17 protein-coding genes are annotated in these 20,035 nt (G+C 59.0%); 2 read left to right on the forward strand and 15 right to left on the reverse strand.

The window, feature by feature from the left end:
- Positions 1 to 163 precede the first annotated feature (163 nt).
- Positions 164 to 1,039 carry a LysR family transcriptional regulator gene (locus ACK3CV_RS17405; protein ID WP_164039981.1) on the forward strand — a complete coding sequence of 292 codons (876 nt, stop codon included), beginning with the start codon at positions 164 to 166 and terminating at the stop codon, positions 1,037 to 1,039.
- Positions 1,040 to 1,098: 59 nt separating this feature from the next.
- Here ACK3CV_RS17405 and nuoN read toward each other — a convergent pair whose 3' ends face one another.
- The 14 genes from nuoN to lrhA all read right to left on the reverse strand — a co-directional run bounded on the left by nuoN (position 1,099) and on the right by lrhA (position 17,817).
- A complete protein-coding gene (gene nuoN, locus ACK3CV_RS17410) occupies positions 1,099 to 2,556 on the reverse strand; it encodes an NADH-quinone oxidoreductase subunit NuoN (protein ID WP_033635324.1) in 1,458 nt (485 codons plus the stop codon).
- A 6-nt stretch (positions 2,557 to 2,562) separates the two neighbouring features.
- Entirely contained in the window at positions 2,563 to 4,092 is a 1,530-nt protein-coding gene (gene nuoM / locus ACK3CV_RS17415) for an NADH-quinone oxidoreductase subunit M (protein WP_025303660.1), read from the reverse strand.
- Between the two features lie 95 nt (positions 4,093 to 4,187).
- Entirely contained in the window at positions 4,188 to 6,035 is a 1,848-nt protein-coding gene (gene nuoL, locus ACK3CV_RS17420; RefSeq protein ID WP_019453716.1) for an NADH-quinone oxidoreductase subunit L, read from the reverse strand.
- Positions 6,032 to 6,334, reverse strand: coding sequence for an NADH-quinone oxidoreductase subunit NuoK (nuoK, locus tag ACK3CV_RS17425; protein WP_004936014.1), 303 nt, complete (start codon positions 6,332 to 6,334; stop codon positions 6,032 to 6,034). The genes nuoL and nuoK overlap by 4 nt, the downstream gene beginning before the upstream one ends.
- Complete coding sequence (gene nuoJ, locus ACK3CV_RS17430; protein ID WP_019453717.1) at positions 6,331 to 6,888, reverse strand: NADH-quinone oxidoreductase subunit J; 558 nt, start codon at positions 6,886 to 6,888, stop codon at positions 6,331 to 6,333. Before nuoJ ends, nuoK begins: the two co-directional genes overlap by 4 nt.
- Before the next feature lie 13 nt (positions 6,889 to 6,901).
- The gene (nuoI, locus tag ACK3CV_RS17435; RefSeq protein WP_025160170.1) at positions 6,902 to 7,444 is read right to left on the reverse strand and encodes an NADH-quinone oxidoreductase subunit NuoI; all 543 of its coding nucleotides are present in this window, start codon (positions 7,442 to 7,444) and stop codon (positions 6,902 to 6,904) included.
- 14 nt (positions 7,445 to 7,458) lie between these two features.
- Positions 7,459 to 8,436 (reverse strand): NADH-quinone oxidoreductase subunit NuoH, encoded by a 978-nt coding sequence (gene nuoH / locus ACK3CV_RS17440; protein WP_004936022.1) that lies wholly within the window; start codon positions 8,434 to 8,436, stop codon positions 7,459 to 7,461.
- Positions 8,433 to 11,171 (reverse strand): NADH-quinone oxidoreductase subunit NuoG, encoded by a 2,739-nt coding sequence (gene nuoG, locus ACK3CV_RS17445; RefSeq protein ID WP_154892261.1) that lies wholly within the window; start codon positions 11,169 to 11,171, stop codon positions 8,433 to 8,435. Before nuoG ends, nuoH begins: the two co-directional genes overlap by 4 nt.
- 76 nt (positions 11,172 to 11,247) lie before the next feature.
- Positions 11,248 to 12,594, reverse strand: a complete 1,347-nt coding sequence (nuoF, locus tag ACK3CV_RS17450) for an NADH-quinone oxidoreductase subunit NuoF (RefSeq protein ID WP_015378579.1) — start codon at positions 12,592 to 12,594, stop codon at positions 11,248 to 11,250.
- On the reverse strand, positions 12,591 to 13,142 hold the full coding sequence (gene nuoE, locus ACK3CV_RS17455; protein ID WP_239504658.1) for an NADH-quinone oxidoreductase subunit NuoE: 552 nt from the start codon (positions 13,140 to 13,142) through the stop codon (positions 12,591 to 12,593). Before nuoE ends, nuoF begins: the two co-directional genes overlap by 4 nt.
- A 2-nt stretch (positions 13,143 to 13,144) precedes the next feature.
- Complete coding sequence (gene nuoC, locus ACK3CV_RS17460; protein ID WP_004936036.1) at positions 13,145 to 14,941, reverse strand: NADH-quinone oxidoreductase subunit C/D; 1,797 nt, start codon at positions 14,939 to 14,941, stop codon at positions 13,145 to 13,147.
- Between the two features lie 96 nt (positions 14,942 to 15,037).
- Positions 15,038 to 15,712 carry a NuoB/complex I 20 kDa subunit family protein gene (locus ACK3CV_RS17465; protein ID WP_004936039.1) on the reverse strand — a complete coding sequence of 225 codons (675 nt, stop codon included), beginning with the start codon at positions 15,710 to 15,712 and terminating at the stop codon, positions 15,038 to 15,040.
- A 15-nt stretch (positions 15,713 to 15,727) separates the two neighbouring features.
- Complete coding sequence (gene nuoA / locus ACK3CV_RS17470) at positions 15,728 to 16,165, reverse strand: NADH-quinone oxidoreductase subunit NuoA (RefSeq protein WP_025303663.1); 438 nt, start codon at positions 16,163 to 16,165, stop codon at positions 15,728 to 15,730.
- 707 nt (positions 16,166 to 16,872) lie between these two features.
- Entirely contained in the window at positions 16,873 to 17,817 is a 945-nt protein-coding gene (lrhA, locus tag ACK3CV_RS17475) for a transcriptional regulator LrhA (protein ID WP_033653761.1), read from the reverse strand.
- Between the two features lie 855 nt (positions 17,818 to 18,672).
- On the opposite strand from lrhA, the gene ACK3CV_RS17480 reads away from it, so the two are divergent.
- Complete coding sequence (locus tag ACK3CV_RS17480; RefSeq protein ID WP_033635329.1) at positions 18,673 to 19,887, forward strand: pyridoxal phosphate-dependent aminotransferase; 1,215 nt, start codon at positions 18,673 to 18,675, stop codon at positions 19,885 to 19,887.
- Positions 19,888 to 19,942: 55 nt separating this feature from the next.
- Here the strand turns inward: ACK3CV_RS17480 and ACK3CV_RS17485 are convergent.
- Positions 19,943 to 20,035 (reverse strand): IS3 family transposase (locus ACK3CV_RS17485; RefSeq protein ID WP_161764441.1); only part of this gene is annotated, 93 nt, incomplete at its 5' end.

Genomic DNA, 20,035 nt, shown 5'->3' on the forward strand with positions numbered 1-20,035 from the left:
TGATGCATTCTTGCATCACCGGAGAAATAACCGCCGATGTGCAGGCCGCTAGCCGTCTTTCTCTCCCCCAGGGCAGAGCAACGCTTTATGATATAACCCGTTATCATTCGTCCGGCCCGGCCTGTTTCCTACGGCGCCGACAAATCTGCAGAGAGGAAATGGCATGATAAATTGGGACGACGCGCGCTTCTTTTTGGCCGTCGCGCGCTGCGGCACGCTACGCAAAGCCGCCAGCCAGCTGCATGTCGATCAGGCGACCGTCGGTCGACGGTTGTCCGCTTTCGAGGACGCGCTCGGTTCCAAGCTGTTTATCCGCACGCCGAAATCCTTCGCCCTCAGCCCGTTGGGGGAAGAAATGCTGGCGGACGTGATGAAGATGGAAAATGCGGTGCAGGCGATCAACCGCAAAGCCGCCAGCGGTGACGAAAGCCTGAGCGGCAACGTGCGCATCGCCACCACCGATACCCTGGCCGAAGCCTTCGTGATGCCGGCGCTGCAAGATCTGCGGGAACGCTACCCCGCCATCACCGTCACGCTGTTAACGGCGCTGAACATCGCCGATATCTCTTACCACGGCGCAGATCTGGCGATCCGTGGCGCCCGCCCCGATGACGATGAGCTGATCATCAAACGCTTATCCACCATCGAAATGGGTCTGTACGCCAGCCCACACTACCTGGCGCGGCGCGGCATGCCGCTCAGGGGCGAGCAGCTGCGCGGCCACGATCTGCTGATGTTCCCGCGCGAGCTGGTGCCGCGCCACTGGAACAATTTCTGCGGCGAGGCCCTGCACGAGCCCAACGTGGTGCTGCAATGCAATTCGCAGCTGCTGCTGCGTTCCGCCACCCGCAGCGGGCTGGGCATCGGCCTGCTCTCCGCGTTTTTGGCGGACAAAGACCCGGAGCTGGTGCGCCTGTTGCCGGAGAACAAAGACTGGGTGGATATCTGGCTGGTGCTGCATCCCGATTTGCAACGCGCCGCCCGCGTGCGCGCGGTGGTGCAGGCGCTGGAAACCTCGTTTAACGCCCATTACGGCTGAGTGCCGTTTCCCCATAAAAAAAGGCCGCCGAAGCGACCTTTTTATCGTTTGAAGGGTTATCAGAACGTCGGCTGCGCCATCTGCACCAGCGAAATCAGCGGCTGCGGATAGACGCCCAGCAGCAGCACCAGCGCGGCGGAGATCAGCACCACGACGCCACCGGCGGTCAACGCCCAGTTGTTCGGGGTATCGCGCTGCAGCGATTCCGGCGCGCTGAGGAACAGGCTGACGGTCACGCGCAGGTAGTAGTACAGGCCGATGGCGCTGCCTACCACAACCGCGCCGGTCAGCCACCACAGGTGTGCGCTGACGCCCATCGCGATCACGAAGAACTTACCGATAAAGCCCAGCGTCATCGGGATACCGGCCAGCGACAGCATCATCACCGTCATCACCGCGGACAAGATTGGCTTATGCCAGAACAGACCGCGGTAAGAGAACAGCGAATCCGCATCCGGGCCGCGGTACGGGCTGGACATCAGGCTGACCACGCCGAAGGCGCCCAGGCTGCTGAACAGGTAACCGGCCAGGTAAACGCCGGCGGTTTCCAGCGACAGCTGATGGGTTTGCACCGCAATCAGCGCCACCAGCAGGTAGCCCAGGTGAGCGATCGACGAGTAGCCCAGCAGACGCTTGATGTTGGTCTGGCTGATGGCCATCAGGTTACCGAACAAGATAGAGCAGAACGCGATGATCGACAGCACCATGCGCAGCGCTTCGTTGTCGGCGGCCGGGGCATACAGGAACAGACGCATCACGACCGCGAAGATCGCGATCTTGCTGGCGGTCGCCAGGAAGGTCGAGACCGGCGCAGGCGCGCCCTGATACACGTCCGGCGTCCACAGTTGGAACGGCACCAGCGACAGCTTGAAGCCCAGACCGACGATCATCATGCCCATACCGGCCAGGATCAGCGGTTGGTGCATCATGTTCTCCTGCAGGCTCTTGCCGAGGCCGGCCAGCGACAGATCGCCGGATTCGGCATACAGCAGCGCCATGCCGAACAGCAGGAACGACGACGCGGCGGCGGACAGCAGCATGTACTTGATGGCGGCTTCCAGCGGGCGCTTCTGGCGGTAGGCATAGCCCACCAGGCCGAACAGCGGCAGCGAGATCAGCTCGATACCGATGAACAGCGAAGCCAGATGGTTGGCGCTCGCCAGCAGGATGCCGCCCATGGCGGCGATCAGCACCAGCAGGTAGAACTCTTCGCGGTTATCCGGATAGCCGACCAGCCACGGATAGGCGAAGGTGCAGGTCGCCAGACTCGCCAGCAGCACCAGCCCGGTGTAGAACATCGAGTAACCGTCAACCCGCAGCAGCGGGGTGACGTCCATTGGGCCTGCCTGGCCGACAAAGTACAGCGAAAGCAGCGCCAGGTTGAGACCGATCACGGTCAGGGTGGCGTTGATAAAGTGGTCGCGTCGCCACGCAATGCCTAGCATCACAACCACCACCGTCAATCCGACGATCAACAGCGGCAGCAGTGCGATCAGTTGTTGAGGAGTTATTGTCATGGCGAATTACGGCCTTGTTGTTGAAATTGCTGAAACTGACGAACCAAACCAGTGTTGCACGTTGCTCATCGCCGCGTTGGAAGTATCCAGAATCGGCTGCGGGTAAACCCCCAGCAGAACCAGCAACACCACCAGCAGCAGAATGATGAACAGCTCGCGCGCGGTCATGCCCTGCAGCGGCTGGTCGGATTTAGGCGCACCGTAATAAGCGCGCTGCATCATGATCAGCGAGTAAACCGAAGCGAACACCAGACCGAAGGTAGAAATCACGGTGATCACCGGCACCACCTGGTAGCTGCCGAACAGAATCATGAATTCGCCGACGAAGTTACCGGTACCCGGCATCCCCAGCGTAGCCACGGCGAAGAACAGCGACAGTGCAGGGATGAATTTGATACGCCCCCACAGGCCGCCCATCTGACGCATGTCGCGGGTATGCAGGCGCTCATACAGCTGGCCGCAGATGATAAACATACCGGCGGCGGACAGGCCGTGCGCGATCATCTGGATCACCGCACCCTGGTAAGCCAGTTGGCTGCCGGTGTAGATGGCGATCAGCACGAAGCCCATGTGCGATACCGAGGTGTAGGCGATCAGACGCTTGATATCGGTCTGCGCGAACGCCATCCAGGCGCCGTAGAAGATGCCGATCACGCCCAGCCACATGGCGATTGGCGCAAACTCGTGCGAAGCCTCAGGGAACAGCGGCAGGCTGAAACGCAGCAGGCCGTAGGCCGCCGTTTTCAGCAAGATGCCCGCCAGGTCGACGGAACCTGCGGTCGGCGCCTGGCTGTGCGCGTCCGGCAACCAGCCGTGCAGCGGCACCACCGGCATTTTCACCGCGAAGGCGATGAAGAAGCCCAGCATCAACAGATATTGCACGTTGTGGGACATCGGCGTTTGCAGCAGGTCTTCGTAATCGAAGGTCCACACGCCGGTGGCGTTGTAGTGCACGAACACCAGGCCCAGGATCGCAATCAGCATCACCAGACCGCTGGCCTGGGTGTAGATGAAGAACTTGGTCGCCGCGGTGATGCGGGTTTTACCGTCCGACGCCTTGTGGCCCCACAGCGCGATCAGGAAGTACATCGGCACCAACATCATTTCCCAGAAGAAGAAGAACAGGAACATGTCGATGGCGAGGAACACGCCGATAACGCCGCCCAGGATCCACAGCAGGTTGAGGTGGAAGAAGCCCTGATACTTCTGGATTTCACGCCAGGAACAGAGGATCGCCAGCACGCCCAGCAGACCGGTCAATACCACCATCAGCAGCGACAGGCCGTCCAGCGCCAGGTGGATGGAGATACCGAAGCGCGGGATCCACGGCAGCAGGAATTCGCTCTGCCACTGCGGAATGCCTTTCGGCGTGGTCAAGGTATAGCCGCCCTGCATCCACAGCTGCAGAGAGAGCGCCAACGTCAGCCCCATTGCGATCAGCGCTATCCAGCGCGGCACCTTAGTACCGAAGCGCTCAAGCTGCCAGCACAGCAGACCGCCGATAAAGGGGATAAGAATTAGCCAAGGTAATAGCATGGCGTTTTGTGTCCCTTATACGAATAATTTCAAACTTTGTACGTAGCGCCTGCCCGGCGCTACGCCCGAAAAATGCGTCTGTTTAAATTATTCAATTAAACCAAAATCAACAGAGCCAATACGACCACTGCACCCACACCCATAGACGCTATATACCAACGCACCTGACCGTTCTCACTCACCGTCAGACCGCGGTTCCCCCAGCGGGAGAAGACGGCCGGCAGGTTCATCAGCGAGTTCAGCGGATCGCGCTGCAGCAGCTTCGCAATGCCCAGGTACGGCTTGACGAACACTTTGTCATACAGCCAGTCGAAGCCCCAGGCATGGAACCACCAGGTCGAGAAGAAACGCCCCGGCGCGCTGTTGGCGATGCTGTTGACCAGGCTGCGTTTGCCCAGCCACAGCGCGGCCGCCAGCAGAATGCCGACGATAGCCACCACGCCGGAGGTGATTTCCAGCGTCAGTACGCTGCCGTGCGCCAGCTCGGTCGTGTCCGGCAGCACGCCCTGCAACGGCGGCACGATCATCGCGCCGACGAAGGTGGACAGCACCAGCAGAACCAGCAGCGGCAGGTGGTGAGTGATGCCTTTACCGGCATGCGCTTTGATTTTCTCTTCGCCGTGGAACACGATGAAAATCATACGGAAGGTGTACAGCGAGGTCATGAACGCACCGACCAGGCCGGCCACCATCAGGTTGATGTGGCCGTTGGCCATCGCGCCCGCCAGGATCTCGTCCTTACTGAAGAAGCCGGCCGTGACCAGCGGCAACGCAGACAACGCCGCGCCACCCACCAGGAAGCAGACGTACACCAGCGGTATGCTCTTGCGCAGGCCGCCCATCTTGAAGATGTTTTGCTCGTGGTGGCAAGCCAGGATCACCGAACCGGACGACAGGAACAGCAGCGCCTTGAAGAACGCGTGGGTCATCAGGTGGAAGATCGCCGCGTCCCATGCCTGCACGCCCAGCGCCAGGAACATGTAACCGATCTGGCTCATGGTGGAGTAAGCGAGCACGCGCTTGATGTCGGTCTGCACCAGCGCGGCGAAGCCGGCCAGCAGCAGGGTGACCGCACCGACGATGCCCACCAGGTGCAGCACTTCCGGCGCCATCAGGAACAGGCCGTGCGTACGGGCGATCAGATAGACGCCCGCGGTCACCATGGTCGCCGCGTGGATCAGTGCGGAAACCGGGGTTGGGCCCGCCATCGCGTCCGCCAACCAGGTTTGCAACGGCAACTGCGCCGATTTACCGACCGCGCCGCCCAGCAGCATCAGGGTCGCCCAGGTGATGGCCGTATCGCCCACCGCCAGTTTCTGCGGCGCCAGGATCATCAGCTCGCGGATATTCAGCGTGCCCAGCTCGTTGTAGAGGATGAACAGCGCGAACGCCAGGAACACGTCGCCCACGCGGGTCACGATGAAGGCTTTCATCGCCGCCGCGCCGTTGGCCGGATCTTTGTAGTAGAAGCCGATCAACAGGTAGCTGCACAGGCCCACGCCTTCCCAACCCAGATACATCAGCAGCAGGTTGTCTGCCAGCACCAAGACCACCATGCTGGCGATAAACAGGTTGGTGTAAGCGAAGAAGCGCGAATAGCCTTCTTCACCGCGCATGTACCAGGAGGCGAACATGTGGATGAAGAAGCCGACGCCGGTGACCACCGACAGCATGGTCAGCGACAGGCCGTCCAGCACCAGGGTCACGCCGATATTGAAGTTGCCGACGGCCATCCAGGTCCACAGGCTTTGCTCGAACAGCTGCACGCCGGCGGCTTTCTGGGCGAAGAAATCCATCGCCACATACACCGTGACCAGCGCAGCCAGGCCGATAGAGCCCACGCCGACGGTAGCCGCCGTGTTCTCAGACCAACGACCGCGGGAAAATGCCAACAGCAGGAACCCGATCAGCGGTAGCAGAATTGTTAAATATAATAGGTTCATCCGCGCATCTCACTGACAGTATCAATATTCAGGGTATGACGACGACGGTAGAGCTGCAGCAGCAGCGCCAGGCCGATACTGGCCTCGGCTGCCGCCAGGCTGATCGCCAGGATGTACATCACCTGCCCGTCCGCCTGGCCCCAGTAGCTTCCCGCCACGATAAACGCCAACGCCGCAGCGTTGATCATCACTTCCAGGCTGATCAGCATAAACAGCAGGTTGCGGCGCACCAGCAGCCCGGTCAGCCCGAGCACAAACAGGATAGCCGCCAGGATCAGGCCGTGTTGAAGAGGGATCATGCTTGCTCCTCCGATTTTCTTCTCGCCATTTCGCCACTCGCCGGCGCGTTGCTCAGCACCTCGCCAGGCTTGTGCTCGCGGCCGATATGGAAGGCGACAACCAGACCCGCCAACAGCAGCATTGAGGCCAGCTCAACCGCCAGTACGTAAGGCCCGAACAGGCTGATGCCCACCGCCTTCGCGTCGACCATCTCGCCGCTGATACCCTGGTCGGATACGCTGCGGATCGCGACGATCAATACCACCAGCAGCGCCAGCGACAGCAGGCCAGGCCCGATCCACACCGTCGGCTTCATCCAGTCGCGCTCTTGCTGCTGCACGTTGCCGAGGTTCAGCATCATCACCACGAACACGAACAGCACCATGATGGCGCCCGCATAGACGATGATTTCCAACGCGGCGGCAAAGTAGGCGCCGAGCGAGAAGAAGACTGCCGAGATCGCCAATAACGAGACGATCAGATACAGCAGCGCATGCACAGGGTTGGTATGGGTGATCACGCGAATCGTCGCGGCCACCGCAATCAAACCTGCCAGGTAAAATGCAATTTCCATGCTTGCTGGCTCCTTAGGGCAACAGACCTTTGACGTCGATCGGTTTGGCTTCGTTTTCGGCTTCGCCTTTGGCTTTGCCGTCAATCGCCATACCGGCCATCCGGTAGAAGTTATATTCCGGATATTTACCCGGCCCCGAGATCAACAGATCTTCTTTTTCGTACACCAGATCCTGACGCTTGTACTCACCCAGTTCGAAATCCGGCGTCAGCTGGATAGCGGTAGTCGGGCAAGCCTCTTCGCACAGGCCACAGAAAATGCAGCGCGAGAAGTTGATGCGGAAGAACTCCGGATACCAACGGCCGTCTTTCTGCTCCGCTTTTTGCAGCGAGATACAGCCGACCGGGCAGGCCACCGCACACAGGTTACAGGCGACGCAGCGCTCTTCGCCGTCCGGATCGCGCGTCAGCACGATGCGGCCGCGGTAGCGCGGCGGCAGGTAAACCGGTTCTTCCGGATACATCTGGGTTTCGCGCTTGGCGAAGGCATGCATGCCAATCATCCAAATGCTGCGCACCTGGGTGCCGAAACCAACCACTAACTCTTTCAATGTCATGGTTTATTCACCCCTTATTGAGCGTTGTACAAAATGACCGCGGCGGTTGCCAGCAGGTTCAGCAGCGTCAGCGGCAGGCACACTTTCCAGCCGAAGGACATCACCTGGTCATAACGCGGACGCGGCAGCGCGGCACGGATCAGGATGAACATCATCATGAAGAAGGCCGTTTTCAACGCGAACCAGATGAATGGCGGCAGGAACGGACCCTGCCAGCCGCCGAAGAACAACGTCACAATCAGGGCGGACACGGTGACGATACCGATGTATTCCCCCACGAAGAACAGACCGAACTTCATGCCGGAATATTCGATGTGGTAACCGTCGGCCAGTTCCTGCTCGGCTTCCGGCTGGTCAAACGGGTGACGGTGACACACCGCCACGCCGGCGATCGCGAAGGTCACGAAGCCGAAGAACTGCGGAATGACGTTCCAGACGTGCGCCTGGGATTCAACGATGGCCTGCATGTTGAACGAATCCGCCTGCATCACCACGCCCATCAGCGACAGACCGATGAACACTTCGTAGCTCAGGGTTTGCGCGGAGGCGCGCATCGCGCCCAACAGCGAGTATTTGTTGTTGCTCGACCATCCGGCGAACAGCACGGCGTACACCGCCAGGCCGGCCATCATCAGGAAGAACAGAATACCGATGTTGAGATCGGACACCGCCCAGGTCGGGCTGACCGGCACGATGGCAAATGCCAGCAACAGGGAAGTAAAGGCGATCATCGGCGCCAGGGTGAAGATCACCCGGTCGGAGAATCTCGGCACCCAGTCTTCCTTGAAGAACATTTTGATCATGTCGGCGACCAGCTGCAGCGAGCCGCCCCAGCCTACGCGGTTCGGTCCGTAGCGGTTCTGGAACAGGCCGAGCAGGCGGCGTTCGCCGAAGCTCATGAATGCCCCGCACGCCACGACCACCAACAGGATCACGACCGCTTTAAGAATGGCGATCAGAATGTCGATCACCTCAGGGGTAAACCAGCTCATCGTGCCGCCTCCCGCAGATTGTCTACCTTAGCACCCACCAAGATCGGCGGGATCCCTGGCAAGCCGAGCGGCAAACCAACCTGGCCCTGGGTCAGGGTTTCACTCAGACGCACCGGCAGACGCAGGGTCTGGCCCACACAGCTGAACTCCACCAGGCTGCCCGCGTTGACGCCAAGCGTCGCCGCGTCGGCCGGGTTGACCATCACGTAGGCTTCCGGCATGCGCTGTTGGATCACGTGAGAGCGCTGCGACATTTCGTCGCTGCCGAACAGGTGGTAGTACGGCGCGACACGCCAGCCGTCGTTCGGATTGAACGCGGCAGGCACGCGGTCGAAGTAACCGAGGCTGCCCTCCCCCGCTTCGATCAGGCGCACGCCCGGATCGCCGTGGCGCAGTTTGCCGCCCACTTCGGCCTGGAACTTGTTCCATGCCTGCGGTGAGTTCCAGCCTGGCGCCCAGGCGAACGGGATCTGCTGACGATCGGCCAGCGGGCTGTTGTTCCCTTCCATCGAGAAGGCGAACATGGTGTCTTTATCCTGCGGCTGACGCGGCTCGTGCACGCTGATGTTGGCGCGCATGGCGGTACGGCCGCTGGAGCGGTGCGGCGAACGCGCCAGCTTCTGACCGCGAATGCGGAACGTCGCGTCCGGCGCGGCGTCGACGATGCCCTGCAGCTGCGGCAACGCGGCGACGCAAGCGGCGATCACGTCATCAAGCTGGGTCCAGTCCACGTGGCGGCTGGTGTAGGTGGAGTGCAGCGAGTGCATCCAGCGCCAGCTTTCCAGCATCACGGTGAACTGATTCTTCTTGGCGTCGTCGTAGTAAGCCGGATCGTATACCTGGAAGAAGCGCTGCGCGCGGCCTTCCTGGTTGATCAGCGTACCGTCGCTCTCGGCGAAGCTGGCCGAGGAGAGGATCAGGTTGGCTTTGTCCATGATCGCGGTGCGCTGGTGGTCGGCGACGATCAGGTTGTTGACCTTGGCCAACGCCGCGTCCACCTGCGCCGCCGGCGCATGGCGATAGAGATCGTTTTCCATCACGATGGCGGTGTCGGCTGCGCCGCTCGCCAGCTGTTCCAGCGCCTGATCGAGCGAACCGCCGCCGATCATCGCCAGGCCCATGCTGTTGGCGGCGCCCGCCACGAAAGTGATGCCGACATCGGAACCGCGGCCCTTCAACGCTTTGGCAATGTTGGCCGCCGCTTCGATGATGGCTTCGCTGCCGGCGTTGCTGCCGGAAATAATCAGCGGTTTGCGTGCGCCGGTCAGCGCCTGCACGATGATATCGACTTTCTTGTTCAGGCCTTCAGCCAGATCGTTCACCGCCGGCGCCGCGCTGTCCAGCGCGTGAGCGATGGCGAAGCCGAAGCGCGCCTGCTCGTCCACCGGCGCGCGGTAGTTCCAGGCGGCGATGTCGTCCAGGCGGGTGTTGTCGACGTTGGTGGTGAACAGCGGGTACTTGGCGTGCTGACCGATGTTCTGCACCGCCGCGATCTGCCAGTCGGCCACGCGTTGCGCCGCCGCCATCGCGCGGGCTTTGCCCTTGACGGCCTGGCGCACGGACAGCGCGATACGCGCACCGGTTTGCGTCAGGTCTTCGCCCAGCACCAGCACCGCGTCGTAATCTTCAATCTCACGCAGCGCCGGCGTATGGACGCCGCCGTTCTTCAGCACGTTCAGCATCAGCGCCAGGCGTGATTGCTCCGCCTGAGCGATACCGGTGTAGTAGTTCTCGGCGCCGACCAGCTCGCGCAGTGCGAAGTTGCTTTCCAGGCTGGCGCGCGGGGAGCCGATGCCGATGGTTTTCTTCGCCTGACGCAGGATGTCCGCCGCGCCCTGCATCGCCTGCTCGGCGTTCAGGGTGATCCAGTCATCGCCGCGCAGCTGCTGCGGTTGACGCGGACGATCTTTCTGGTTGACGTAGCCGTAACCGAAACGGCCGCGGTCGCACAGGAAGTAGTGGTTCACGCTGCCGTTGTAACGGTTTTCGATACGGCGCAGCTCGCCATAGCGCTCGCCCGGGCTGGTGTTACAGCCGATGCTGCACTGCTGGCAAATGCTCGGCGCGAACTGCATGTCCCATTTACGGTTGTAGCGCTCGGAGTGCGTTTTGTCGGTGAATACGCCGGTCGGGCACACTTCCACCAGGTTGCCGGAGAACTCGCTTTCCAGCGTGCCGCTTTCCGGGCGACCGAAGTAGACGTTGTCGTGCGCGCCGTACACGCCGAAATCGGTGCCGTCCGCATAGTCTTTGTAGTAACGCACGCAGCGGTAGCAGGCGATGCAGCGGTTCATCTCGTGCGAGATAAACGGCCCCAGCTCCTGGTTGTTGTGGGTGCGCTTGGTGAAGCGGTAGCGGCGGAAGCTGTGGCCGGTCATCACCGTCATATCCTGCAGGTGACAGTTACCGCCTTCTTCACAGACCGGGCAATCGTGCGGGTGGTTGGTCATCAACCACTCGACCACGCTTTCACGGAACTGCTTCGCTTCGCCGTCATCGATGGAGATGAAGGTGCCATCGGATGCCGGGGTCATACATGACATCACCAAACGGCCGCGCGTATCTTCCGCGTTTTGGTATTGCTTTACCGCACATTGGCGGCAAGCGCCGACGCTTCCCAGCGCCGGATGCCAGCAAAAGTAAGGAATATCAAGGCCGAGGGAGAGACAAGCCTGCAGCAGGTTGTCCGCTCCGTCTACCTCATACTCTTTGCCGTCTACATGAATCGTAGCCATAGTCAGCATGCTTCCAAGTGGCCTGCCTTGCGGCAGGCGTTAATCAAAAATTCTGGCCGTGTTCGGGCGAGTCGGCTTACCAGCGCTGCTTCAGCAGATTGTTCGGCTGAATGCCGCCAATCGCATGAGCGTTGCCGAAGTGCTGCACGGCGATGCCCGCCTCGAACTCTTCACGGAAATATTTAATCGCGCTTTGCAGTGGCTCTACGGCACCTGGCGCGTGGGCGCAGAAGGTTTTGCCCGGGCCGAGGGAACGGCACAGCTGTTCGAGGGTTTCGATATCCCCCGGCTGCCCTTCGCCGTTTTCCAACGCACGCAGGATCTTCACGCTCCACGGCAGGCCGTCGCGGCATGGCGTACACCAGCCGCAGGACTCGCGGGCGAAGAACTCTTCCAGGTTACGCACCAGCGGCACCATGCCGATCTCGTGGTCTACCGCCATCGCCAGCGCGGTGCCGAGACGGCTGCCGGCTTTGCCGATCGCGCCGTATTCCATCGGCAGATCGAGGTGATCGGCGGTCAGGAAGTCGGTCCCCGCGCCGCCCGGCTGCCAGGCTTTGAAGCGCAGACCGTCGCGCATGCCGCCGGCGTAGTCTTCCAGGATCTCGCGCGCGGTGGTGCCGAACGGCAGCTCCCAAACGCCCGGATTTTTCACCCGGCCGGAGAAGCCCATCAGCTTGGTGCCTTTGTCCTCACTGCCGGAGATGCCGGTGTACCACTCCACGCCGTTCGCCAAAATGGCCGGCACGTTGCACAGCGTTTCGACGTTGTTGACGCAGGTCGGCTTGCCCCACACGCCGGCGCTGGCCGGGAATGGCGGCTTGGAACGCGGGTTGGCGCGGCGGCCTTCCAGCGAGTTGATCAGCGCGGTTTCTTCGCCGCAGATGTAACGGCCGGCGCCGGTGTGCACGATCAGCTCGAAATCAAATCCGGTGCCGAGAATGTTTTTGCCCAGATAGCCGGCTTCGGTGGCTTCCGCGATGGCGCGACGCAGATGCGCCGCCGCTTCGATGTACTCACCGCGCAGGAAGATGTACCCACGGTAGGCTTTCAGCGCGAACGCGGAGATCAGCATGCCTTCCACCAGCAGGTGCGGCAGCTGTTCCATCAGCAGGCGGTCTTTATAGGTGCCCGGCTCCATTTCATCGGCGTTACACAGCAGGTAACGGATGTTCATGGATTCGTCCTTCGGCATCAGGCTCCACTTCAAACCGGTGGAGAAGCCCGCGCCGCCGCGGCCCTTCAGCCCGGAGTCTTTCACCAGGCCGACGATCTCGTCCGGGGCCAGGCCTTTGAGGGCCTTTTCCGCGCCGGCATAGCCGTTTTTGCTGCGGTATTCGTCCAGCCACAGCGGCTGCTTGTCATCACGCAGCCGCCATGTCAGCGGATGCGTTTCGGGAGTGCGTACAATGTGCTTGGTCATTGATACTGCTCCAGTAGCGTCTCGATATCTTCAGGCTTCAGCTGACTGTGAGTGTCGTCATCAATCATCATGGTCGGCCCTTTATCGCAGTTGCCCAGACAGCAGGTCGGCAGCAGCGTGAAGCGGCCATCAAAGGTGGTTTGACCCGGCTTGATGTTCAGCTTCTTCTCGATAGCGGCCTGAATGCCCTGGTAACCGGTGATGTGACAAACAACGCTGTCACAATAACGGATCACGTGACGTCCTACCGGCTGACGGAAAATCTGGCTGTAGAACGTGGCCACGCCTTCTACGTCGCTGGCGGGGATGCCCAGCACTTCCGCGATGGCGTAAATCGCACCGTCCGGAACCCAGCCGCGCTGCTTCTGCACAATTTTCAGTGCTTCGATGGAAGCGGCGCGCGAATCCTCGTAATGATGCTTTTCGTGTTCGATCGCATCACGTTCTTCCGCACTCAGTACAAATGCATCAACGCCGCTCTGAGGAGCGGCTGCGTTGATGGGCTCGAGCGCATCATTGACTGCGTGATTGTCTTTTTGAGAGTGCATAATTAGCGGTCCACATCTGACATAACAAAATCGATACTACCCAGATAGACGATCAGGTCGGAAACCAGGCTGCCACGGATGACCGATGGGATCTGCTGCAGGTGCGCAAAGCTCGGCGTACGTACCCGGGTGCGGTAGCTCATGGTGCTGCCGTCGCTGGTCAGGTAGTAGCTGTTGATCCCTTTGGTGGCTTCAATCATCTGGAATGATTCGTTGGCTGGCATCACCGGGCCCCAGGAAACCTGCAGGAAGTGGGTGATCAGCGTTTCAATGTGCTGCAGCGTGCGCTCTTTCGGCGGCGGCGTGGTCAGCGGGTGATCGGCCTTGAACGGGCCTTCCGGCATGTTGTTCAGGCACTGTTCGAGGATGCGCAGGCTCTGGCGCAGCTCTTCCACCTTCAGCATCACGCGGGTGTAGCAGTCGCTGGTGCCGTCACCGACCGGCACTTCGAAGTCGAAGTTCTCGTAGCCGGAGTACGGACGCCATTTACGCACGTCGAACTCGACGCCAGTGGCGCGCAGGCCGGCGCCGGTCACGCCCCACTCCAGCGCTTCTTTGGCGTTGTAAGACGCTACGCCAATGGAACGGCCTTTCAGGATGCTGTTCTTCAGCGCCGCTTTCACGTAGGAGTCCAGACGCTTCGGCATCCAGTCGAGGAATTCACGCAGCAGGCGATCCCAGCCGCGCGGCAGATCGTGCGCGACGCCGCCGATGCGGAACCAGGCCGGGTGCATACGGAAACCGGTGATCGCTTCCACCAGATCGTAGATTTTCTGACGGTCGGTAAAGGCGAAGAACACCGGGGTCATCGCGCCGACGTCCTGAATGAAGGTGGAGATGTACAGCAGGTGGCTGTTGATGCGGAACAGTTCGGACAGCATCACGCGGATGGTGTCGACGCGCTCCGGCACCTTGATGCCGGCCAGCTTCTCGACCGCCAGCACGTAAGGCATTTCGTTCACGCAGCCGCCGAGGTACTCGATACGGTCGGTGTACGGAATGTAGCTGTGCCAGGATTGGCGCTCGCCCATCTTCTCGGCGCCGCGGTGGTGATAGCCGATATCCGGCACGCAGTCGACGATCTCTTCGCCGTCCAGCTGCAGAATGATGCGGAACGCACCGTGCGCGGACGGGTGGTTCGGGCCGAGGTTGAGGAACATGAAGTCTTCGTTCTCGGTGCCGCGCTTCATGCCCCAGTCTTCCGGCTTGAAGGTCAGCGCTTCCATCTCCAGATCTTCTTTCTGCTTGGTCAGCACGAAAGGATCGAATTCGGTGGCGCGCGCCGGGTAGTCCTTGCGCAGCGGGTGCCCTTCCCAGGTCTGCGGCATCATGATGCGCGACAGGTGTGGGTGGCCGTCGAAGGTGATGCCGAACATTTCCCAGGTTTCGCGCTCGTACCAGTTGGCGTTCGGGAACACCTTGGTCGCCGTCGGCACGTGCAGGTCTTTTTCAGACAGCGCCACCTTCAGCATGATGTCGCGGTTGCGCTCGATGGAAATCAGATGGTAGAAAACGGAGAAATCCGCAGCGGGCAGGCCATCGCGGTGGGTGCGAAGACGTTCGTCCACGCCATGCAGATCGAACAGCATGACATACGGCTTCGGCTGTTTTCTCAGGAACGTCATTACTTCCAGCAACTGGTCAGGTTTAACCCATACCACGGGCATGCCGGTACGGGTGGCCTGAACAGTAAAGGCTTCCGGCCCAAAACGGTTGCGCAGTTCGCCGATCACCGGGTCGTCAAGGTGATCTCGGGTCTGCCAGGCAGGCAAGGCGTCGTGCGTCGTCAAATCTGTCATAATTTTTTTTCACCACACTAAAGGGTTATTCGCCGCAAGTTTCACTTTTCGCTGTGTTAACCAATAGCGCACTAAGATGGACGTTAAATGAACGTCTTAAATCTCGTCAGGCGTCCGGAGGTTGGTCACCGCGATGCGCTCGCCGTGTTTACGCTCTCTTTCAGACTGCATATTGGCGCGGTAAACGCCCTGATCGCCGACAACCCACGACAGCGGGCGACGTTCTTTGCCGATGGATTCCTGCAGCAGCATCAGCGCTTGCATATAGGCTTCCGGACGCGGCGGGCAGCCGGGAATGTACACGTCGACCGGCAGGAACTTGTCCACGCCCTGCACCACGGAATAGATGTCGTACATGCCGCCGGAGTTGGCGCAGGCGCCCATCGAGATCACCCACTTAGGCTCCAGCATCTGCTCGTACAGGCGCTGGATGACCGGGGCCATCTTGGTGAAACAGGTACCGGCCACCACCATCAGGTCAGCCTGACGCGGGGAGGCGCGCAGTACTTCCGCACCGAAACGCGCCACGTCGTGAACGGCGGTAAACGACGTCACCATCTCCACGTAACAGCACGAAAGGCCGAAGTTATACGGCCAAATAGAGTTTTTACGCCCCCAGTTCACCATGTCATGCAGCGCATGTTCGAGTTTACCCATGTAAACCGTGCGGTGGACCTGTTGTTCCAGGGGATCGGCGACGATCTCCTGTTTTTGCAGGGGATAACGGTCGTTCTCACCGTTCGGGTCTATGCGGGTGAGCGTATAGTCCATCTTAATGCCTCGCTGTTACTGCGGATGACTGTTGGTGTTAGTGATCGTGCTCGGTTTGCTGCGGCGTTGGGAACGCGCCGGAGTCCAATCCAACGCGCCGATGCGCACCAGATAAACCAGACCGGCCAATAGCACCAAAATGAAAATGGCGGCTTCGATAAAGCCTACCCAACCGCTCTCGCGAACCGAGACCGACCAGGCATACAGGTATAAGGCTTCAACGTCGAAAATAACGAAGAACATGGCCACCAGGTAGAACTTGGCGGACAAGCGCATGCGCGCCGTACCGACCGAGTCGATGCCTGATTCAAACGGGGTGTGTTTGGCGCGCGCCCGGGCTCTCCCGCCCAAGAAGAACGCACCCAGCAGCATTAAGCCGCAGAGCCCGATAGCCACGACGAGAAATACGGCGAGCGCCCAGTGATGAGCGATAACTTCAGTGGTTGTTGACATACTCTATGCTTACTCATCAAAAGTGGCGTCGATCGCGCTGCTCTTGTCACCGGCAGTTAGTGCGCCACATCGATTTAAGGGAAGGATAAATAACCACACAAACAAACTGCTTTTACAGCGAGTTAGGCAGCGTTTTTCTGTGGGCTTTTTACTCCTTTCTATAACCTTTTGTCAACTTTGACAAAAGTATCTACACACTAGTTTACATACGTATCATTTGATTAACATTTGATGCGCCAGGGGCTGGCTAAATCGTGTCAGTTAATTTTTGTGTAGAAACAGATAGATATAAACCAACGTGCACATTTCAGTTTTACTATACCATTGTCTCAGGAATTCCCTGTTCTTCCACTCACTACCTAGGGGTATTTTTTTGATCCAGGACACGTTTTCAGCATAAATCCTCAAAAAAAGTGTGGCCCTTTAACAATTTTCCTCAAATTAAGCCGCAAAAACGGCCGCTATAAGCTAACAAAATAACCCTGCTATTACCATGCCTTTAACCCATTCAATCTTATTGCTCAAAAAACACACTCAACGTCTTAAACCCGGCCAAACTCTCTTTTCAGCAACGCTTAAAAGTTAGCAAAACAGCCAACTCATAACAAAATAGCCATTAAATCCCTATAACAGTAAAAATCCCCAAAAAAAGGGCAAAAAAAACCTCCGCCGAAGCGGAGGTTTTCATCAGATATCACGCCGCGGCGTTATTCTTCCTCGTCCACCAGGCTGGCGTCATCCTGATCGCCCTGGAGACCGGCCTCTGCGCCGTTGAAGCCATAGCCGTCATTGCCGCCCTGCATGGCGCTGAAGATGGCCATCGCCAGCTCATTGCTGCACTGCGCGTTTTTGCACAGCGCATACTGGGTATCCGGCAGCGGCGGCAAACCTTCCACCGCCCCCAGCACCCGCAGGTCGGGGCTCATCATCTCGATCGGCCGCGCGGTCACGCCCAGGCCGGCCTTACAGGCCGCCCGCACCGCGGACAGCGTGGAGGCGACGTAGGCGATGCGCCACGGGATACCGGCTTCGTCCAGCTGCTTGATCGCCAGCGCGCGGAACGGGCTTGGCTCATCCATCACCACCAGCGGGATCGGTTCGCCGGCCTGATAGTGGTAATCGGCGGCGCAGTACCACAGCGTCGGCGATGTGCGCAGCACGATGTGCGGGTGCCCAGCCGGATCGGCCGTGGTCACCGCCAGATCGATTTCGCCCTCTTCCAGCAGATCGACCATCGTCGTGCTGCGCTTTACGCGCACGTCAATGGACAGCTTCGGATAGATGGCGGTCACGCGGTTCAGCAGGAAAGGCAGAATGGTATCGGCGGTGTCGTCGGAAGCGCCGATGGTCAGAACACCTTTAATATTGTTGTACATCAGCGAGGTACAGGCTTCGTCGTTAAAGCGCAGGATCTTCCTGGCATAACCGAGAAGCTGAATACCATGCTCAGTCAGGAGTTTGTTGCGCCCATGGCGGGCAAACAGTTCTTTGCCGACCAGTTGCTCTAATCGCTGCATTTGTTGACTGACGGCTGATTGAGTACGGCATACGGCGACGGCCGCCGCCGCGAAGGTATTCAAATCAGCAACCGCAACAAAGGTTCTTAGCAGATCGAGGTCGAGATTAAGTATCGGACGATTTGCAGTTGTCATAGTGTATTCTTCACTTTTTTAAATTCTAATTTACGAACTACTACCCTGGTGTGTTTCTCAGACGCCGTTGAAAAGGACGGAGCCTGTTATGACAGTACCCCACTCATAAGTGGAGGGCAAAAAAATTACTTATGATTCGTTACCTCTATCGCTTTTTAAAATGCGATCTATCGATGGTGCTTATAGAACGCGGGGGACTGAATACCGGTGAAAAGGGAAAACCCCCACCGAACCTGAGATTTTACTCATTCATACTGCCTAATTTCCACTCCATTCGTGCTACTGAGAACCCTTATCAACCGGCGTTCAGACTGCATTACAGAGCAAAAAAGATAAATAATTAACGCTACCGACTTCATGTTACTACTCAATGAATTTAATAAATTCAATCAGTAAGATTTTTACTTTAAATAATAATCCTATAACCACATAAACAATGCTTAAGCTAAAATATAAAGTAAAGCTAATGTAAATATGTCATTTTCTTAGTGTGGTGCGCTAACCGACAACCCGCTATCAGACAACTCCGGTATTATCGTTCCTTTACAGTTTATTGAAGCCTATTCTCCCTTTCGGCTTATCAGTTCACTGCTGCCGGCCGCGATCGCCGTCACGTCGCGTTTATCGAGGCGGGATTTTACAGAACAAAACCCTAGTAAAATTATAGTTCATGAAATTATGAACCACAAAATAACTTTACCTTTGCTTATCATAACTAAAATCCCCCGTTACGACATGCATTTGCACCAAAGGCGTGCAAAACCCTTCAAAAGCAACTACGCCAGGAGTACATTGGGCGGGTTGCGGCGTCCCATGGTAGGAGCGCCCCTATCCCAGCAAAAGGCTCAACTTTTTATGTCCCCCATTGAGAAATCCAGCAAACTGGACAACGTCTGCTATGACATTCGCGGCCCGGTGCTTAAAGAAGCCAAACGTCTTGAAGAAGAAGGCAACAAAGTCCTGAAACTGAACATCGGCAACCCTGCCCCGTTCGGTTTCGACGCCCCTGACGAAATCCTGGTCGACGTGATCCGCAATCTGCCCACGGCGCAAGGCTATTCCGACTCCAAGGGCCTCTTCTCGGCGCGTAAAGCGATCATGCAGCACTATCAGGCGCGCAACATGCGTGACGTGACCGTTGAGGATATCTACATTGGCAACGGCGTCTCGGAACTGATCGTGCAATCCATGCAGGCGCTGCTCAACAGCGGCGACGAAATGCTGGTGCCGGCGCCGGACTACCCGCTGTGGACCGCCGCGGTATCGCTGTCCGGCGGCAAGGCCGTGCACTACCTGTGCGATGAGCAGGCCGGCTGGTTCCCGGATCTGGACGACATCATCAGCAAGATCACCCCGCGCACCCGCGGCATCGTGATCATCAACCCGAACAACCCGACCGGCGCGGTATACAGCAAAGCGCTGCTGGAACAGATCGTCGAGATCGCCCGTCAACACAACCTGATCATCTTCGCCGACGAGATCTACGACAAGATCCTGTACGACGACGCCGAGCACCATTCGATCGCCGCGCTGGCGCCGGATTTGCTGACCGTCACCTTCAACGGCCTGTCGAAAACCTACCGCGTGGCGGGCTTCCGCCAGGGCTGGATGGTGCTGAACGGGCCGAAGAAGCACGCCAAAGGTTATATCGAAGGGCTGGAGATGCTGGCTTCGATGCGCCTGTGCGCCAACGTGCCGATGCAGCACGCCATTCAGACCGCGCTGGGCGGTTATCAGAGCATCAGCGAATTCATTCAGCCCGGCGGCCGCCTGTACGAACAGCGCAACCGCACCTGGGAGCTGCTCAACGACATCCCTGGCGTCTCTTGCGTGAAGCCGCAGGGCGCGCTGTACATGTTCCCACGCATCGACGCCAAGCGCTTCAACATCCACGACGACCAGAAGTTGGTGCTGGATCTGCTGCTGCAGGAAAAAGTGCTGCTGGTGCAGGGCACCGCGTTCAACTGGCCTTATCCGGATCACGTGCGCATCGTCACCCTGCCGCGCGTAGACGAGCTGGAAATGGCGGTCGGCAAGCTGGGCCGCTTCCTCGAAGGCTACCACCAGTAATCGCCTGGGGCGCAGCGCCTTGTGAACTGACCCCCAGAAGTTGGACAATGTAAATTCAGGCGGCCTTCATGGCCTGGGTTCGATACTCTACCGGACTCAGGCCTTTTAGTTTCTCTCTGAGGCGGCTGTGGTTATAGTAATCAATGTA

It is taken from the genome of Serratia sp. TSO36 (genome assembly GCF_057808395.1).

Excerpts from the sequence above, each read along its gene's own strand:
- ACK3CV_RS17405 (WP_164039981.1), top strand. The coding sequence starts at position 164 with ATGATAAATTGGGACGACGCGCGCTTCTTTTTGGCCGTCGCGCGCTGC.
- nuoN (WP_033635324.1), bottom strand. The coding sequence starts at position 2,556 with ATGACAATAACTCCTCAACAACTGATCGCACTGCTGCCGCTGTTGATC.
- nuoM (WP_025303660.1), bottom strand. The coding sequence starts at position 4,092 with ATGCTATTACCTTGGCTAATTCTTATCCCCTTTATCGGCGGTCTGCTG.
- nuoL (WP_019453716.1), bottom strand. The coding sequence starts at position 6,035 with ATGAACCTATTATATTTAACAATTCTGCTACCGCTGATCGGGTTCCTG.
- nuoK (WP_004936014.1), bottom strand. The coding sequence starts at position 6,334 with ATGATCCCTCTTCAACACGGCCTGATCCTGGCGGCTATCCTGTTTGTG.
- nuoJ (WP_019453717.1), bottom strand. The coding sequence starts at position 6,888 with ATGGAAATTGCATTTTACCTGGCAGGTTTGATTGCGGTGGCCGCGACG.
- nuoI (WP_025160170.1), bottom strand. The coding sequence starts at position 7,444 with ATGACATTGAAAGAGTTAGTGGTTGGTTTCGGCACCCAGGTGCGCAGC.
- nuoH (WP_004936022.1), bottom strand. The coding sequence starts at position 8,436 with ATGAGCTGGTTTACCCCTGAGGTGATCGACATTCTGATCGCCATTCTT.
- nuoG (WP_154892261.1), bottom strand. The coding sequence starts at position 11,171 with ATGGCTACGATTCATGTAGACGGCAAAGAGTATGAGGTAGACGGAGCG.
- nuoF (WP_015378579.1), bottom strand. The coding sequence starts at position 12,594 with ATGACCAAGCACATTGTACGCACTCCCGAAACGCATCCGCTGACATGG.
- nuoE (WP_239504658.1), bottom strand. The coding sequence starts at position 13,142 with ATGCACTCTCAAAAAGACAATCACGCAGTCAATGATGCGCTCGAGCCC.
- nuoC (WP_004936036.1), bottom strand. The coding sequence starts at position 14,941 with ATGACAGATTTGACGACGCACGACGCCTTGCCTGCCTGGCAGACCCGA.
- ACK3CV_RS17465 (WP_004936039.1), bottom strand. The coding sequence starts at position 15,712 with ATGGACTATACGCTCACCCGCATAGACCCGAACGGTGAGAACGACCGT.
- nuoA (WP_025303663.1), bottom strand. The coding sequence starts at position 16,165 with ATGTCAACAACCACTGAAGTTATCGCTCATCACTGGGCGCTCGCCGTA.
- lrhA (WP_033653761.1), bottom strand. The coding sequence starts at position 17,817 with ATGACAACTGCAAATCGTCCGATACTTAATCTCGACCTCGATCTGCTA.
- ACK3CV_RS17480 (WP_033635329.1), top strand. The coding sequence starts at position 18,673 with ATGTCCCCCATTGAGAAATCCAGCAAACTGGACAACGTCTGCTATGAC.